Below are 16,576 nucleotides of genomic sequence, written 5' to 3'. Positions count from 1 at the left end.
GAATTCGAAACCGCCACGAGAATGTTACTAGACGAATTATTCTAGATTTGATTGTCTAATTCACGCACTGTCAAGAGGATGGTGTTCAACTTTCGCGTGAACCTTGCCTGCAACGGCGGGCGGCTGCGCGGATTCTGCGCGCTGCTGACGATCAACAGGCGCTTTCCGGTCCTTGCGTGCTTGCGCGGCAGGACGGGAATGATCGCCACCACCCAACCGGGCCGAAGATACGACCATGTCTCCAATCACAGGATTCCCCTTCCTTCGGGCGCCGGGCTCACGCCTGCTGGCCGCGGCCGGCTGTGCTGCCGTCGGCCTGCTGCTGGCCGGCTGCGAGCAGAAAACGGCCGCAACCGCACCGCCGTCCCGGCTGGTGCGAACCGAGGTGGTCAAGCTGTCCGAGCGCCGGCAATCGATCACGCTGACCGGCGACGTCCAGGCGCGCGTGCTCGCCGACCTGTCGTTCAGGGTCAGCGGCCGCGTCACGGAGCGGCTCGTCGAGGTCGGCGCGCACGTCAAGGCCGGACAGTTGCTCGCCAGGATCGATCCGGCCGAGCAGCAGGCCGACCTGGATTCCGCCGAGGCCGCCGTGACCGCCGCGGAGTCGCAGGTGAAGGTCGCGACCTCCAACTTCAATCGGCAGCAGACGCTGCTCTCCAGCGGCTTCACGACGCGCGCGACCTTCGACCAGGCCCAGGAGACGCTGCGGACGGCGGAAGGCTCGCTGGAATCCGCCAAGGCCCAGCGCGACACCGCCAAGGACGCGCTGACCTTCACCGAGTTGCGCGCCGACGCCGACGGCACGATCACCGCGCGCAATATCGAGGTCGGCCAGGTGGCGCAGGCGGCGCAGTCCGTGTTCACGCTCGCGCGTGACGGCGATCGCGATGCCGTGGTCGACGTCTACGAGGCGGCGCTGTCGCTGAAGTTCGACGGCACCAAGGCCGCGATTGCGCTGCTCTCGGATCCCTCGGTGACGGCCAAGGGTCAAGTGCGCGAAGTCTCGCCGACCATCGATCCCAAATCCGGGACCGTCCGTGTCAAGATGGCAATCGAAAATCCGCCGCCCGAGATGATCCTCGGCAGCGCCGTCAGCGTCACCGGCTTCATCAAGCCGGAGCAACGCATCGTGCTGCCCTGGAGCGCGCTCACCGCGGCCGGCAAGACGCCGGCGGTGTGGCTGGTCGATGCCGCCGACAAGACCGTGTCGCTGAAGCCGATCACGATCGAGGACTACGAGACCGGCGCGATCGTGGTGTCGGCCGGGCTGCAACCGGGTGACCGCGTCGTGACCGATGGCGGCAAGCTGCTCAGCGTCGGCCAACAGATCGTATTCAACGAGGAGAAGCGGTCGTGATGACGCCCATGCGTTGTGTTCTTCCGCTCGGCGCGCTCGCTCTGCTCGCCGGCTGCAACGAAAAGGCCGCCGCTCCCGAGCCGGTCCGGCCGGTGCTGTCGATGAAGATCGAGCCGCAGGCGGCCAACGGCTCGGCCGTCACCGGCACGATCGAGCCGCGCTACAAGGCCGATCTCAGTTTCCGCGTGCTCGGACGGCTGATCGCACGGCCCGTCTATATCGGCGACATGGTCAAGCAGGACCAGGTCGTCGCGGCGATCGATCCCGCCGCGCTCGAGCTCGCCGTGCGTGCCTCGGCCGCCGAGGTCTCGCGCAGCCAGGCGCAACTGACCAATGCGACCGGCACCGAGGGCCGGCAGCGGACCTTGCTGGAAACCGACGCCACCACCAAGGCGACCTTGGAGAGCGCGGAGCAGTCGCGCGCAGCCGCCCAGGCCTCCGTCGTCAAGGCGCAGTCCAATCTCGCCAAGGCGCGCGAGCAGCTCGGCTACGCCCAGCTCAAGGCGGATTTCGCCGGCATCGTCACCGCGGTCGGCGCGGAAGTCGGACAGGTCGTCTCGCCGGGCGTGAGCGTCGTCACCGTCGCGCGGCCCGACATCCGCGAAGCCGTCATCGATGTCGGCGACGACATCGCCGGGGCCTTGCAGGCCGGCACGCCGTTCACCGTGCGGCTACAGGTCGATCCCAGCGTCAGCGCCGCCGGCAAGGTGCGCGAGATCGCACCGCGCGCCGACGCCACCACGCGCACGCGCCGCATCCGCATCACGCTCGACAATCCGCCCGAGATCATGCGGCTCGGCACCACGGTGACCGCCTCGCTCGATATCGAGCAGAAGACCGTCATCCGGCTGCCGCGCTCGGCTGTGCTCGAGCAGAACGACAAGAGCTTCGTCTGGCTGGTCGACGCTACCAGCAAGACGGTGAAGCGACAGGAAATCACGATCGCCCGCAACGAGGACGGCAGCGTCCGCGTCACCGGCGGCCTCGAAGCCGGGCAGCGCGTCGTCACCGCCGGCGTGCACAGTCTCAAGGATGGCCAGTCCGTCCGCATCGATCAGGAATCTCAGCCGTGAAGTCCTTCAACCTCTCCGACTGGGCGCTCGAGCACCGCTCGCTCGTCTGGTATTTCATGATCGCCTTCATGGCTGCGGGCCTCTTCTCCTACGTGCATCTCGGCCGCGAGGAGGATCCGTCCTTCACGATCAAGACGATGCTGATCCAGGCCAAATGGCCCGGCGCCTCCGCCGAGGAGATGACGCGCCAGGTCACCGACCGCATCGAGAAGAAGCTGGAGGAGCTGCCGGCGCTCGACTACACCAAGAGCCTGACAGTGCCCGGCCAGACCACCGTGTTCGTCAATCTGCGCGACACCACCAAGGCACGCGACGTCGTCCCGACCTGGTTGCAGGTGCGTAACCTGATCAACGACATCAGGGGCGACTTCCCGTCCGGCGTCGTCGGGCCGGGATTCAACGACCGCTTCGGTGACGTGTTCGGCAACATCTACGCCTTCACCAGCGACGGCCTCAGCCAGCGTCAGCTGCGCGACCGCGTCGAGGAGGTCCGCGCCAAGGTGCTGACCGTGCCCAATGTCGGCCGCGTCGACATCGTCGGCGCGCAGAACGAGGTGATCTATCTCGAATTCTCGCCGCGCAAGGTGGCCGCGCTCGGCATCGACCAGCGCACCATCCTGACGGCGCTCCAGGCGCAGAATGCGGTGTCGCCGTCCGGCGTGCTGCAGGCCGGCCCCGAGCGCGTCGCCGTACGCGTCTCCGGCCAGTTCACCTCCGAGGAGAGCCTCAAGGCGATCAACCTGCGCATCAACGACCGCTTCTTCCCGCTCACCGACGTCGCCACCATCACCCGCGGCTATGAGGACCCGCCGACGTCGCTGTTCCGCTTCAACGGCCAGCCGGCGATCGGACTTGCCATCGGCATGAAGGCCGGCGCCAATCTGCTCGACTTCGGCGAGGCGCTGAAGGAGGAGATGGCGAAGGTCGTCGCCGACCTGCCGGTCGGCGTCGGCGTGCATCTCGTCTCGGACCAGCCCAAGATCGTCGAGGAAGCCGTCGGCGGCTTCACCAAGGCGCTGTATGAGGCCGTGATCATCGTGCTCGCGATCAGCTTCGTCAGCCTCGGCGTCCGCGCCGGCCTCGTGGTCGCGATCTCTATCCCGCTGGTGCTCGCCATCACCTTCCTGTTCATGGCCTACACCGGCATCTCGCTGCAGCGCATCTCGCTGGGCGCGCTGATCATCGCGCTCGGCCTCTTGGTCGACGACGCCATGATCGCGGTCGAGATGATGGTGGCGCGGCTCGAGGTCGGCGACTCCTTGCGCAAGGCCGCAACCTACGTCTACACCTCGACCGCCTTCCCGATGCTGACGGGCACGCTGGTCACGGTCGCCGGCTTCATCCCGATCGGCCTCAACAACAGCGCCGCCGGCGAGTTCACCTTCACGCTGTTCGTCGTGATCGCGGTGTCGCTGGTCGTGTCCTGGATCGTGGCCGTGCTGTTCGCGCCGCTGCTCGGCGTCACCATCCTGCCCGCGACCTTGCCGAGTCACCATGCCGAGGGCGGCCGGCTGACCCGGATCTTCCGCGCCATGCTCAATGCCTGCATGCGGAACCGCTGGACCACGATCGTCGCCACGGTCCTGATCTTCGGGCTGTCGGTGTTCGGCATGCGCTTCGTGCAACAGCAGTTCTTCCCCTCCTCTGACCGCAATGAGCTCGTCATCGACTTCAACCTGCCGCAGAACTCCTCGATCGCCGAGACCAACACGCAGATGGCGCAGTTCGAGAAGGAGGCGCTGAAGGGCGATCCCGACATCGACCATTGGTCGACCTATGTCGGCTCCGGCGCCCAGCGCTTCGTGCTGTCGTTCGACGTGCAGCCGGCCGACGTGTCGTTCGGCCAGATCATCATCGTGACCAAGAGCCTCGAGGCGCGCGACCGTGCCCGCGCCAAGCTGCAGGCCTATCTGACCAAGACGTTCCCCGGCACCGACGCCTATGTGCATCTGCTCGACATCGGCCCGCCGGTCGGCCGCCCGGTGCAGTATCGCGTCAGCGGGCCCGATGTGGCCAAGGTGCGCGAGATCGCGCAGGAATTGGCCGGCGTCCTGCGCGGCAACAGCCATCTCGGGGCGGTCATCTTCGACTGGATGGAGCCGGCGCGCGTCGTGAAGGTCGACGTGCTGCAGGACAAGGCGCGCCAGCTCGGCGTCACCTCGGAGGACATCGCGAATGCGCTGAACAGCGTGCTCGACGGCACCTCGATCACCCAGGTGCGCGACGACATCTATCTGATCGACGTACGCGGCCGCGCCCAGGCCAAGGAACGGCAGTCGCTGGAGACCTTGCGCGACCTGCAGCTCTCCGGATCCAACGGCCAGTCGATCCCGCTCGCGGCGCTCGCGACCCTGCGCTACCAGATCGAGCAGCCGGAGATCTGGCGCCGCTCGCGCCAGCCGACGCTGACCTTGAAGGCCAGCGTGATCGATCAGGTGCAGCCGAACACGGTGGTCGATCAGCTCAAGCCGGCGATCACGGCCTTCGACGCCAAGCTTCCGGCCGGCTACAAGGTCGTCACCGGCGGCAGCGTCGAGGAGAGCGCCAAGAGCCAGGCGCCGATCATCGCGGTCGTCCCGATCATGCTGTTCACCATGGCCACCATCCTGATGCTGCAACTGCAGAGCTTCCAGCGGCTGTTCCTGGTGTTCGCGGTGGCCCCGCTGGCCTTGATCGGCGTCGTCGCGGCACTGCTGCCGAGCGGCGCGCCGCTCGGCTTCGTCGCCATCCTCGGCGTGCTCGCGCTGATCGGCATCCTGATCAGAAACTCGGTGATCCTGATCGTGCAGATCGAGCATCTGCGCGAAGAAGGACGGCCGCCGTGGGAGGCCGTGATGGAGGCGACCGAGCACCGCATGCGGCCGATCATGCTGACGGCGGCCGCGGCCTCGCTGGCGCTGATCCCGATCGCGCGCGAAGTGTTCTGGGGTCCGATGGCCTATGCGATGATGGGCGGCATCATCGTCGGCACCGTGCTGACCTTGCTGTTCCTGCCGGCGCTCTACGTCGCCTGGTTCCGCATCAAGGCGCCGGACGCGACAGCGACGTCCGCGGCCACGCCGCACGGGGCGTGAATCGCGGATAATTGCGTGGGATAAGCCGTTCGCGTGGGTTAAACGCCACGCGGCGGCCGGTTAGATTCGGCTTTCATGGAAGGAAGCGAATCATGACCGATCCTCAGATCGTCTGCCCCTCCTGCCGCACCGAGATCAAGCTGACCGAGCAGCTCGCAGCGCCCCTGATCGCGGAGACGCGCCGGCAGTTCGAGAGGCAGCTCCAGGCGAAAGAAGCCGATTTCGGCCGCCGCGAGGCGCAGCTCAAGGCCGCGCAGGAGCAGATCGCGCAGGCCAAGGCTGCGATCGACCAGCAGGTCGCCACCAAGCTGAAGGCCGAACGCGCTGCGATCGCGCAGGCCGAGGCCGAGAAGGCACGACAGGCGGTGGCCGACGAGATGGGCAACCGCGATCGCCAGCTCGCCGAGCTGCACGAGGCCATCGTCAGCAAGGACGCCAAGCTGGCGGATGCGCAGAAGGCGCAGGCGGAGATGATGCGCAAGCAGCGTGAGCTCGACGAGGCCCGCCGCGAGCTCGATCTCACCATCGAGACCAAGGTGCAGGAAAATCTCGTCGCGGTGCGCGACAAGGCGCGGCTCGAGGCGGAGGAGTCTCTGAAGGCCAAGGTCGCCGAGAAGGAGACCCAGATCGCAGGCATGCAGCGCCAGATCGAGGAGCTTCGCCGCAAGGCCGAGCAGGGCTCGCAGCAGCTGCAGGGCGAGGCACTGGAGATCGAGCTGGAGTCACAACTGCGCGCGCGCTTTCCCCGCGACCTGGTCGAGCCGGTTCCGAAGGGCGAGTTCGGCGGCGACGTGATCCATCGCGTGGTCGGCCCCGGTGGCCAGGCCTGCGGCGCGATCCTGTGGGAATCCAAGCGCACCAAGAACTGGAGCGATGGCTGGCTGGTGAAGCTGCGCGACGACCTGCGCGCCGCCAAGGCCGACATCGCGCTGATCGTCTCGAGCGCGCTGCCCAAGGGGGTCGACGGCTTCGACCTGATCGACGGCGTCTGGGTCGCCGAGCCGCGCTTCGCGCTGCCACTGTCGCTGGCACTGCGGCAGTCGCTGATCGACGTCGCCTGCAGCAAGCTCGCGCAGGAGGGCCAGCAGACCAAGATGGAGATGGTCTACGCCTATCTCACGGGGCCCCGCTTCCGCCACCGCATCGACGCCATCGTCGAGCGCTTCACCGAGATGCAGTCGGATCTCGACCGCGAGCGCAAGACCATGATGCGGCTGTGGGCCAAGCGCGAGGAGCAACTGCGCAGCGTGCTGGATTCGACGGCGGGCCTGTATGGCGACCTGCAGGGCATCGCCGGCCGCGCGATGCAGGAGATCGAGAGCCTCGACGTGCTGCTGATCGAGGGCAAGAGCGAGGCGGCGGAGTAGCGCACACCGGCCGCCGCCCCGATCCGAGGTGTGCCAGCACCAGCTGCGCGTTTATGCTTTCCGACGCGGCCGCGTCTCGCATTCCCACGGCGGCATGCGGATGCAGATGACCGCTACTGCTTCGCGATCTGCGTGCTCGCCTGTGCGTCCCTTGGCACAGCGCCCTTGTCGACCCATTCCGGCGGTGCGCCCAGACGGTTGGCGACCATGCCGATGACCCCGGGATCCCTGCCGAACGCCTCGCACGCCGCGTTCTTCGGCTTGCCGCCGAGCGCCGCGCCGATCCGTTCGATCGACGGCAGCTTCGGCACCTTTCCGAACGGGGTCTCGCCGGTCACCAGCATCTGGCCGAAATCGGCGCTGAACGAACCTGCCAAATCATAGGCATCGCCGGCCTGCGACAGCACCGGCGAGTTGGTGAACGAATTGGCGCCGCGCGCCCATACCATTGCGGCCTGCTGCCGGCCCTTGCGGTCGAGCGCCTCAGCCTCGATCGTGAGACTGCCGAGCCCGATCGGCAGCCGCGGCACCGGAACGGGAACGCCGAGCGCGCCCGGCACGGCCGACACGACCTTCGACGCACCGGCGGCGACCGGATCGGTCGGCGTCGCCTGGGTGATGAAGGTGCGCGTCGTCAGATCGGCCCTCTGATTGGGCGCCACGACCGTGAAGCGTTCGCTCAGGTTGAGACACAGCGCGCGGTCGACGGCATTGGCGACGAGCTGCCGCTGCTGGTCCGTCAGCACCGCGCCGGCCTGGCCCGAGAAGGATGTCGGCATGATACGCACGGTCTGGGCCGCGAGCACATTGTCCTTGTCGACGTTGAGCTGCGACTTGGCGAGCAGGCCGTTCGATTCCGCCAGAGACTGATAGGATGCGAGCGCGCCGCTCTGCGTCATCTGCGCCGTGGCGCAGCCCGACAGGCCGAGCGCCGCGCACAGCATCATCAGGCGGATGGTGGCGGGGGTACAGGATCTCACGAAAGCCGCGACGTCGATCTCGACCATGCTTCTCCCGCCTCACGCCCACGATGATCGCCCTCTCGCGGGCGGCGCATCCTTCTCCGAGATTTCGGACGGCGTGGGGCGGAAGCATGGAGAGATGTTTCGAAACGGCACCAACAAGGGAGACGGTGTGGCGAGCGCCGCTCGCTCCGGGGCCATTATGGCCGAGAGAAGACGGTTCACCCCACCAGCTTGTCCAACGTGATCGGCAAATCCCGTATGCGCCTTCCGGTGGCGTGATAGACCGCGTTGGCGATCGCCGCGGCGACGCCGACGATGCCGATCTCGCCGACGCCCTTGATGCCCATCTTGTTGATGATGCGATCCTCCTCGTCGACGAAGATCACCTTGATATCGTGAACGTCGGCATTCACCGGCATGTGATACTCGGCGATGTTGGCGTTCATGATGCGCCCGAACCGCTGGTCGATTTGGGCTTCTTCGTGCAACGCCATGCCGATGCCCATGACGACCCCGCCCATGATCTGGCTCGAAGCCGTCTTGGTGTTGAGGATGCGCCCGGCGGCGACGGCATTGACGATACGCGTCACCCTGATCACACCGAGCTCCTCGTCGACCTTCACTTCGGCGAAAACCGCCGAGTGGGTGTTGTGGGCGTGCTTGTCGTCATCCTCGAAATCCGAGCCGCGCTCCTTCTCGATGCGGTCCTTGCCACCGTGACGCATCACGTCCGACATCGCCAACGACCGGCTGCGATCGGAAATGGCGACGATGGCGCCATCGGCGAGCGTCACTTCGTCGGCGGTGAGCCCCTGCAACGGCGAGCCCGGGATGGTGCGCGCGATCTTCAGCAGCTCCGCCCGGATATCATCGGCCGCGTTGACGATCGCATGCGAGATCGAGGCTGCGGTCCACGAACCTCCCTCCACCGGCGCCTTGGGCAGCGTGGAGTCGCCCAGCTTCACATTGATGCTGTCGAGCGGCACGCCGAGCATGTCGGCGGCGACCTGCGCCATGATCGTGTAGGTGCCGGTGCCGATATCGGAGGTCGCGCTCGCCACCTCGACATGTCCATTCGCCGTCATCACGATCCGCGTCGCGAACGGCATCTGCAGTGCCTCCCAGGCGCCGCTCGCCATGCCCCAGCCGACGAGTTCTCGGCCGTCACGCATCGACCGCGGCTCGGGATTGCGCTTCGACCAGCCGAACGCCTCGGCGCCCTGCTGATAGCACTCCTTCAGCCGCTTGCTGGAGAACGGCAGATCCTTGTCCTGATCCCGATCGGAATAGCAGCGCAGGCGCAATTCGAGAGGATCCATCTTCAGCGCGACGGCGAGCTCGTCCATCGCGCATTCCAGCCCGTAGACGCCACTGGCGGCGCCGGGCGCGCGCATGTCGCCGGGCGTCGGCACGTCGAGCTTGGCGAGGCGGTGCGTCGCGCGCGAAGTAGCGGAGGTGTAGAGCACATCGCCCCAGCCGATGTCGTTGCGCGAGAACGCCTCGTGCTGCGAGGTCATCGCCACGGCCTCGTGCGTCAGCGCCGCCAGCGTGCCGTCCTCACGGGCGCCGAGCGCCAGCCGCTCGATCGTCGCAGGGCGATAGCACAGGCCATACATCTGGGCGCGGCTGAGCACGACGCGCACCGCGCGCTTCAGCTTCAGCGCGGCCATGGCGGCGAGCACCACTTGGTATTGCGGCCGCAGCCCGGAGCCGAACGCGCCGCCGACGAACGGCGACATCACCTGGACGTCGTCGTCCGTCAGCTGGAACACGCTGCAGACGTAGCGCTGCACATTCTGCACGCCCTGGGTCTTGTCGTAGACCACGAGCTTGCCGCCGTCGCGCCAGAGCACCGTCGACGCGTAGAGCTCCATCGGGTTGTGATATTCGATCGGGACGCCATAGTCGGCATCGTGACGCACGGCTGCGCCGGCAAGCGCCTTTGTCGCGTCGCCGCGCGGCTTGAGCGGCTTGTCGACCTTGAAAGCCTGCTCGCGCCGCGCATGCAGGTCGGTCGCGAAGCTCTCGGCCAGATACTCTACCGCGACCAGCGTCGCCGCGAAACGCGCGGTGTCCTCGTCCTCGGCGACGACCAGCGCCACCGGCTGGTAGTTGAAATGCACCCGGTCGTCATAAAGCGGACGATAGGGCGAGCCGTCCTCCGGCGCGACCTCGTCGCGATAGGCGTCATCCTTGTCCGCCATCCTGACCCGGTTGGCGTGGGTCAGCACGTCGAGGACGCCGTCGACAGCCTGGGCGCGGCTGGTATCGATGCGCACGATCCGCCCCTTCGGAATGGTGGAATTGACCACGACGCCGAAGGCGAGATCGGGCGCGGTGAACTCGGCGGCATATTTGGCGACACCGGTGACCTTGGCGCGGCCGTCGATGCGGGAGGTGGCTGTGCCGATGCGAGCTGTCATGACATCACCGGATGGTCTTGATGGCTTGAATCTGGGGCGTTGCGTTCGCGGCCTGGGTCAGGGTGCGCACAATGGCGCGGCGCGCCAGCGGGATCTTGAAGGCGTTGTGCGTGGCGGCTTTCGCATCGCTCAGCAGGATGTTCGCAGCGCGGCCGAACGCCTGGGGATCCGGCGCCTGCCCGCGCAGCGCGGCTTCGGCCGCCTCATTGCGCCACGGCTTGTGGGCGACGCCGCCGAGCGCCAGGCGCGCCTCGCCGATGCGGCCGCCGTCGAGCTCGAGCGCAGCGGCGACCGAGACCAGCGCGAATGCGTAGGACAGGCGATCGCGGATCTTCAGATAGCTGTGATTCGCGGCGAAGCCCTGCGGGGGCAGCTCGATCGCGGTGATGATCTCGTCGACGCGCAGCGTGTTGTCGAGATCCGGCCGGTCGCCGGGCAGCCGATGGAAGTCCGCAAGGGCGATGACGCGCTCGCCCGAGGAGCCCGCGACCTGCACCTTGGCGTCGAGCGCGGCGAGCGCCACGCACATGTCGGAGGGGTGGGTCGCGATGCAATCGGCGCTGGCGCCGAGGATGGCATGGCCGCGGTTGAGACCGTCGACCGCCGAGCAGCCGGCGCCGGGCGTGCGCTTGTTGCAGGGCGTGGCGACGTCATAGAAGTAGGCGCAGCGCGTCCGCTGCAGCAGATTGCCGCCGGTCGAGGCCATGTTGCGCAGCTGCGCCGATGCGCCGGCGAGGATCGCGCTCGCCAGCAGCGGATAGCGGCTCTCGATGAGGGGGTGATAGGCGAGCGTGCTGTTCGGCACCAGCGCACCGATCCTGACGCCGCCGGCGCTCGTCTCCTCCACATTCGTCAGCGGCAGGTAGCTGATGTCGATCAGCTGACGCGGCTGCTCGACGTGATACTTCATCAGGTCGATCAGGTTGGTGCCGCCGGCGATAAACTTGGCCTCCGGCGTCGCCGCCTTGAGCCTGACGGCCTCGGCGACATCGCTGGCGCGCGCGTAGTCGAAATTGTTCATCTGCGGCCTCCCATCGCCTGTTCGATGGCGCCGACGATGTTCGGATAGGCGCCGCAACGGCAGATGTTGCCGCTCATCAGCTCGCGGATCTCGTCCTTCGTTTTCGCCCTGCCCTCGGCGATCAGGCCGGCGGCCGAGCAGATCTGGCCCGGCGTGCAATAGCCGCATTGGAAGGCGTCGTGATCGATGAAGGCCTGCTGCAGCGGGTGCAGCTCATCACCCTTGGCGAGTCCCTCGATGGTCGTGATCTCGGCGCCGTCTTTCATGACCGCGAGCGTCAGGCAGGAGAGCACGCGGCGGCCGTCGATCAGCACGGTGCAGGCGCCGCATTGGCCGTGATCGCAGCCCTTCTTGGTGCCGGTGAGGTCGAGATGATTGCGCAGGAGATCGAGCAGCGTGGTCCAGGGTGCCACCGACAGCGTGTGCGACTGGCCATTGATCTGAAGCGTGACGGACAGAGGGGCAGGCTTTGCGGTGGACGCGGCGCTCTGGCGCGGTGGCGGCGGGCTCATGCGGGGTCTCCGTTGACGGACCCGCGTCAACCCGCGATGGCGCGAATGGTTCTTGGCAATTTTCGAACAGCGGACAGCAGGAATTGCTCAGCCGGCACGCGCAGAATGTGCACGGCAGAACCGCTTGCCGATCAATCGTTTCGTCAACCAGACTCAGGCGGCGCGGCCGAGCCACGCCCGCATCTTCTGCGCCAGGCTGCGGCGTGGCGCACCATCCAGCGCCTCCGCATCCGCGGCGGCCACGTCTTCGCGCGGCGCGGCGGCTTCTGCGCCGGCATTCGGCACGTCCGACGGCCTGTCCTTATTCGGGCTGCTTTCGGCATCCGGCGCGGCCTTGCTCGGCACGAGCGACTTGATCGCTGCGGCCACGGCCTCGATACGCTCGAGGTCCGCCGGCTCACGCTCGCTTGCAGCGGGTTCGGCCGCCATCGGGACCGGGTGGGCCTCCACCGGCACTGCCGCCGGATCCGAAGCAGTCGGTTCGGATTGACCGAGGTCGGGCGCCGCAGCCGCGAGCACGGCTTCGGCGGGCTGCTCGCCCGGCACGGCGATCGCGAGGTCGGCGATCTCCGGAGCCGGCGCTGGGGCGGGCTGCTCCACGACCCGGCTGCGGCGCTTCCTGGCGGTTGCAGGCTTTGCCGCGACCGCCGCCGTCTCCGCTGCGACCTTCTCGACCGGCTTCTTGTCAGCGGCGGTCTTCGCCGCCACCTCGGGCGCTGACTTCGCCTTGGTCTTGCGGATCAGGCCTGCGAGCGCGTACGGCCCGACGGTCTCCAGGAACGTCTTCTCATGATCGCGCGACAGCCGCCCCACCGCCGCATCGAGCGGCAGCCAGTCGACGGCGCGGACATCGTCCATGAGCGGCTGCGACGGCTCGCCGGCCGCTTCCATGCGCCAGTAGTGCACGACCTTGGCACGCGTGCCGGTATCGTAAACCAGGGTGCCGAGGAATTCATGCACGGTGACCTTGTGGCCGGTCTCCTCCAGCACCTCGCGCCTGGCGGCGTCGCGCGGCGTCTCGCCGTCGTCGAGCTTGCCCTTCGGCAGCACCCATTCGTCGCGCTTGCGCAGGCGCACGACCGCGATGCGCGGCGGCTGTTCCCGCCGCAGCACGATGCCCCCTGCCGCCATGATCGGCGCTCTCGCCATCGCCTCTCCCGAGCCGCAACGACCGCAACTCCCGCGGTCTGATTCGTCAGTTGAACGCTCCGATATAGGACTGCGCAACGCCGAAATCGAGATTCCGCAAGCGTGGACCTGACATTCATCCGGCGGCGACGCGCCTGCGCCACAGTGGCTGTCCGGCCCGGATGCGGGCGCCTTCCGCCACATCGCGGCAGAATGTGAAGTCGCCGGGCGCGAGCAGGATGATGGTCGAGCCGTGCTCGAACCAGCCGAGCTCGTCCCCCTTGCGCACATTGTTGTTACAGGCATAGGCGAGTGGTCGCTCGGTCTGCGCGTTCAATACGCGGTCGAGCGCATGCAGGCGGATACTCGCCACCAGGATCGCCGCCACCGGCACGATCGTGAACGGCTCGCCGGAGGCAAGATGCGTGCGGATCACCGCGCGCTCGTTCTTGCAGAACAGCCGCTCGACGCGCTTCAGCGCGATCGGATTGACGTTCCAGACATCGCCATGGATCAGGCTGACATGCTCGATCGTCATGTCGGCCGGCGCGTGGAAGCGGTGATACATGCTCGAGGTCAGACGCAAGGTGACGAAGCTGCCGTTGCGATGGGTCTCGACCATGGCCGGATCGGCGACGAGCTCGCGCAGCGAATAGGGCGCGCCCTTGATCTGGTAGAGCTCGCCGTCGCGGATCCGGCCGTGGGCGCCGATGATGCCGTCGGACGGGCTGGTGACGATGGCGGGATCGGGATCGAACGGCCGCAGGCCGGGCTTCAGCTCGCGCGTGAAGCACGCGTGCAGGCTCTTGAAGCGGCTCTCCTTGGCCTCGGAGAGATCGAGGTCGGAGAACAGCTTCCACAGCGCGATCGACGCGTCCCGGACGAGCGGGTTCTCGATCTTGGAGAACCAGCCCATGAAGCGGGTCAGCGCGGCGCGCGGCACGCGGTTGGTGAGCAGGAAGTTGAGGTCTTCCTGTTGGGTGACGGAGGCGATCAGGCTTTTGACTGTCATGAATCTGTCAGCAGGAGGGGTTAGCGCTTTTGGACATGATGGAAAACTCGATTCCTTATGTATCGCTCGCCGTTGGCGCTGCCGTGACGGCCGCCATGGCCCCGAAGGTCAAGGCCCGCATCGAACTGTCGCGCGCCAAGCACCGCTCGCTGGCGGGCCATTCCAAGATGTCGCGCCGGATCTCCAGGCTGATCCCGCGCTATGAGTTCGAGATCGACGACTTCTTCCGGTCCGACGGCGCACCGCGGGCGATCGCCACGAAGCGCCAGGACGGCTTCTTCCGGCTCGGCGCGCTGTTCCAGGAGAAGTTCGCCAAGAGCCGCGCGCTGACGGCGGAAGCCGCAAGCCGCATCTCCGACCTGCAGTTCACCCAGAGCTACCGGGTCCCGTTCCAGTACAGCCGTCTGGTCAAGGAGCAGCTCGGCGCCGGCTCGTTCATGCAGGCTTCCTCCGGCGTGACCCTGACCGATCTCGACGGCAACCGGTTCTACGATCTCACCGGCTCCTACGGCGTCAACATCTTCGGCTATGACTTCTACAAGGAGTGCATCGCGGCTGCCGAGCGGCGCGCGAGCGCGCTCGGCCCGGTGCTCGGGCTCTATCACCCGGTCGTCGCTGACAACGTGAAGCGCCTGACCGAGCTGTCCGGCATGGACGAGGTCTCGTTCCACATGTCCGGCACCGAGGCGGTGATGCAGGCGGTGCGGCTCGCCCGCTACCACACCGGCCGCACGCATCTGGTCCGCTTCGCCGGCGCCTATCACGGCTGGTGGGGCGACGTACAGCCCGGCGTCGGCAACCCGATCGCGCCGCACGAGACCTACACCTTGGCCGAGATGTCCGAGCGCACGCTGCACGTCCTGCGCACGCGGCGCGACATCGCCTGCGTGCTGGTCAATCCGCTGCAGGCGCTGCATCCAAACGGCAATGCGCCCGGCGACTCGGCGCTGGTCGATTCCTCGCGCAAGGGTCGCTACGACCGCGAAGCCTACACCGCCTGGCTGAAGCAGCTGCGCGAGGTCTGCACGGAACGCGGCATCGTGCTGCTGTTCGACGAGGTGTTCCTCGGCTTCCGGCTCGCGCCGGGCGGCGCCCAGGAGTATTTCGGCGTCAAGGCCGACATGGTGACCTACGGCAAGAGCCTCGGCGGCGGCCTGCCGATCGGCGTCGTCTGCGGCAAGCGCGAGCTGATGCGCCGCTTCCGCGACGACCGCCCGGCCGACATCTGCTTCGCCCGCGGCACCTTCAACTCGCATCCTTATGTGATGGCGGCGATGGACGAGTTCCTGAGCCGGCTCGACAGCCCGAACCTCCGCGCCATCTACGACGGCCTGGATGAAACCTGGAATGGCCGCGCCGCGCAGCTCAACGCCGCGCTGGCCGAGCACGACCTGCCGGTGCGCGTCTCCAATATGCATTCGATCTGGCTGGTCGAATACACCGTGCCGTCGCGCTACAATTGGATGCTGCAATACTACCTGCGTGCCGAGGGCCTGGCGCTGAGCTGGGTCGGCACCGGCCGCTTGATCTTCAGCCTGAACTACACCGACGCCGATTTTGCCGAGGTGACGAAGCGCTTCGTCTCGGCGGCCGAGAAGATGAAGCAGGACGGCTGGTGGTGGAACGACGGCACGCTCACCAACAAGGCGATCAAGCGCCAGATTCTGAAAGAGATGCTCGGCGCCGCATTCGGGCGCTGACGGCACAACCACCCTCCCCTGAAGGGGGAGGGTCGGCTCGCATGAGCGAAGCGAAATGCGCGCCGGGGTGGGGTGACGGCCTGTCCGCACATGAGGTGCGGGTGAGCAAGTGGAGAGATCACCCCACCCCGACGCGCGCTTCGCACGCGTCGACCCTCCCCCTCCCCCTCCAGGGGAAGGTGGCACGTGCCGCATGGCTGCAAGCTCGCTCGATTTCACCTCACAGCCCCCCACAAACACCGATGCCCGGGACCGGCCCGGGCATCGCTTTACTCTGGGCTTCAAGCCGGCTCAGGCGTGCTGCTCTTCGAGGCCTTCGTTCATCAGGTGCAGGCCGGGGTCGATCAGCTCGCCACGCAGCAGCGCCAGCGGAGCCGCGCGGTACTGCATGAAATCGTTGAACGGGTCGGTGATGATCTTGGTCATCCAGACCAGCCCGGTCTCGACGTCACGGATGAAGAACAAATGAATGGTGCGGAACAGCAGGCCGCCGATACCGATCACGAGCCACAGCTTGGCGGTCTCGCGCACGAATTCCATCGCCGAGGTCCAGGGCGGCAGCAGGCCGAACAGGGTCGGCTGCAGATAGAGCACCACGGGGGCCGCGGCCCAGATCGACATCAGCACGACCTTGCGCTGCAGATTGTAGCCGACCTTGATCTCTTCCTTGTGCTCGTGGGTCGCCTGGTTGACGTGGTCGTAGCCCTTCGGCTCGAAGAAGAAATGGCCCGCCTGGCGCGAGGTCATCGACACCAGCCAGCCGATCAGCGCCGAGACCAGCGGGTCGAACACCATCATCACATAGGCGATCATGAAGCTGAGCGCGCTGACGAAGTGGAGGCTCTGGTTGATACGGCTGTGATGATAGTAGCGATGGTCGTCCCAGCGCTGGATCCGCAGCTGCTCCAGGAAATGCTTGATCATGGTTGCTCCGAAGAATGAGT

The 16,576-nt window shown here is 67.0% G+C and carries 12 protein-coding genes; 5 read left to right on the top strand and 7 right to left on the bottom strand.

From position 1 onward, the window contains the following. The first annotated feature begins 235 nt into the window (after positions 1–235). The 4 genes from ACQR0W_RS06130 (at position 236) to ACQR0W_RS06115 (ending at position 6,871) form a co-directional block, all read left to right on the top strand. Positions 236–1,357: an efflux RND transporter periplasmic adaptor subunit gene (locus ACQR0W_RS06130; protein WP_316173038.1), complete on the top strand. Its 1,122-nt coding sequence runs from the start codon at positions 236–238 to the stop codon at positions 1,355–1,357. Next, on the top strand, positions 1,357–2,430 hold the full coding sequence (locus ACQR0W_RS06125) for an efflux RND transporter periplasmic adaptor subunit (protein ID WP_316226412.1): 1,074 nt from the start codon (positions 1,357–1,359) through the stop codon (positions 2,428–2,430). Before ACQR0W_RS06130 ends, ACQR0W_RS06125 begins: the two co-directional genes overlap by 1 nt. Continuing rightward, positions 2,427–5,504 (top strand): efflux RND transporter permease subunit, encoded by a 3,078-nt coding sequence (locus ACQR0W_RS06120; protein ID WP_316187226.1) that lies wholly within the window; start codon positions 2,427–2,429, stop codon positions 5,502–5,504. The genes ACQR0W_RS06125 and ACQR0W_RS06120 overlap by 4 nt, the downstream gene beginning before the upstream one ends. Before the next feature lie 92 nt (positions 5,505–5,596). Continuing rightward, complete coding sequence (locus ACQR0W_RS06115; protein WP_315717800.1) at positions 5,597–6,871, top strand: DUF2130 domain-containing protein; 1,275 nt, start codon at positions 5,597–5,599, stop codon at positions 6,869–6,871. A gap of 113 nt (positions 6,872–6,984) precedes the next feature. On the opposite strand, the gene ACQR0W_RS06110 is transcribed toward ACQR0W_RS06115, so the two are convergent. The 6 genes from ACQR0W_RS06110 to asd form a co-directional block, all read right to left on the bottom strand. Then, on the bottom strand, positions 6,985–7,878 hold the full coding sequence (locus tag ACQR0W_RS06110; RefSeq protein ID WP_409977982.1) for a DUF3313 domain-containing protein: 894 nt from the start codon (positions 7,876–7,878) through the stop codon (positions 6,985–6,987). A gap of 176 nt (positions 7,879–8,054) precedes the next feature. Further along, entirely contained in the window at positions 8,055–10,259 is a 2,205-nt protein-coding gene (locus ACQR0W_RS06105) for a xanthine dehydrogenase family protein molybdopterin-binding subunit (protein WP_434840602.1), read from the bottom strand. A gap of 4 nt (positions 10,260–10,263) precedes the next feature. Next, positions 10,264–11,280, bottom strand: a complete 1,017-nt coding sequence (locus tag ACQR0W_RS06100; RefSeq protein WP_316171695.1) for an FAD binding domain-containing protein — start codon at positions 11,278–11,280, stop codon at positions 10,264–10,266. After that, positions 11,277–11,792 carry a (2Fe-2S)-binding protein gene (locus ACQR0W_RS06095; protein ID WP_316171694.1) on the bottom strand — a complete coding sequence of 172 codons (516 nt, stop codon included), beginning with the start codon at positions 11,790–11,792 and terminating at the stop codon, positions 11,277–11,279. Before ACQR0W_RS06095 ends, ACQR0W_RS06100 begins: the two co-directional genes overlap by 4 nt. 153 nt (positions 11,793–11,945) lie before the next feature. Beyond that, the gene (locus ACQR0W_RS06090) at positions 11,946–12,941 is read right to left on the bottom strand and encodes an NUDIX domain-containing protein (protein ID WP_315827100.1); all 996 of its coding nucleotides are present in this window, start codon (positions 12,939–12,941) and stop codon (positions 11,946–11,948) included. A gap of 115 nt (positions 12,942–13,056) precedes the next feature. Continuing rightward, complete coding sequence (gene asd / locus ACQR0W_RS06085; RefSeq protein ID WP_316171693.1) at positions 13,057–13,932, bottom strand: archaetidylserine decarboxylase; 876 nt, start codon at positions 13,930–13,932, stop codon at positions 13,057–13,059. A 35-nt stretch (positions 13,933–13,967) separates the two neighbouring features. On the opposite strand from asd, the gene ACQR0W_RS06080 reads away from it, so the two are divergent. Beyond that, positions 13,968–15,632: an aminotransferase class III-fold pyridoxal phosphate-dependent enzyme gene (locus ACQR0W_RS06080; protein ID WP_409998622.1), complete on the top strand. Its 1,665-nt coding sequence runs from the start codon at positions 13,968–13,970 to the stop codon at positions 15,630–15,632. A gap of 291 nt (positions 15,633–15,923) precedes the next feature. Here the strand turns inward: ACQR0W_RS06080 and ACQR0W_RS06075 are convergent, their stop codons facing one another. Then, on the bottom strand, positions 15,924–16,556 hold the full coding sequence (locus ACQR0W_RS06075; RefSeq protein WP_315717806.1) for a hypothetical protein: 633 nt from the start codon (positions 16,554–16,556) through the stop codon (positions 15,924–15,926). Positions 16,557–16,576: the final 20 nt, after the last annotated feature.

The organism is Bradyrhizobium sp. HKCCYLRH1034, assembly GCF_051168375.1.
Classification (GTDB): Bacteria; Pseudomonadota; Alphaproteobacteria; order Rhizobiales; family Xanthobacteraceae; genus Bradyrhizobium.
Note: the sequence above shows the minus strand (reverse complement) of the source record. Positions and strands in the feature narration are given on the sequence as shown.

Coding starts and splice junctions, on each gene's coding strand:
- ACQR0W_RS06130 (WP_316173038.1), top strand. CDS start 236: ATGTCTCCAATCACAGGATTCCCCTTCCTTCGGGCGCCGGGCTCACGC.
- ACQR0W_RS06125 (WP_316226412.1), top strand. CDS start 1,357: ATGACGCCCATGCGTTGTGTTCTTCCGCTCGGCGCGCTCGCTCTGCTC.
- ACQR0W_RS06115 (WP_315717800.1), top strand. CDS start 5,597: ATGACCGATCCTCAGATCGTCTGCCCCTCCTGCCGCACCGAGATCAAG.
- ACQR0W_RS06110 (WP_409977982.1), bottom strand. CDS start 7,878: ATGGTCGAGATCGACGTCGCGGCTTTCGTGAGATCCTGTACCCCCGCC.
- ACQR0W_RS06105 (WP_434840602.1), bottom strand. CDS start 10,259: ATGACAGCTCGCATCGGCACAGCCACCTCCCGCATCGACGGCCGCGCC.
- ACQR0W_RS06100 (WP_316171695.1), bottom strand. CDS start 11,280: ATGAACAATTTCGACTACGCGCGCGCCAGCGATGTCGCCGAGGCCGTC.
- ACQR0W_RS06095 (WP_316171694.1), bottom strand. CDS start 11,792: ATGAGCCCGCCGCCACCGCGCCAGAGCGCCGCGTCCACCGCAAAGCCT.
- ACQR0W_RS06090 (WP_315827100.1), bottom strand. CDS start 12,941: ATGGCGAGAGCGCCGATCATGGCGGCAGGGGGCATCGTGCTGCGGCGG.
- asd (WP_316171693.1), bottom strand. CDS start 13,932: ATGACAGTCAAAAGCCTGATCGCCTCCGTCACCCAACAGGAAGACCTC.
- ACQR0W_RS06080 (WP_409998622.1), top strand. CDS start 13,968: ATGATGGAAAACTCGATTCCTTATGTATCGCTCGCCGTTGGCGCTGCC.
- ACQR0W_RS06075 (WP_315717806.1), bottom strand. CDS start 16,556: ATGATCAAGCATTTCCTGGAGCAGCTGCGGATCCAGCGCTGGGACGAC.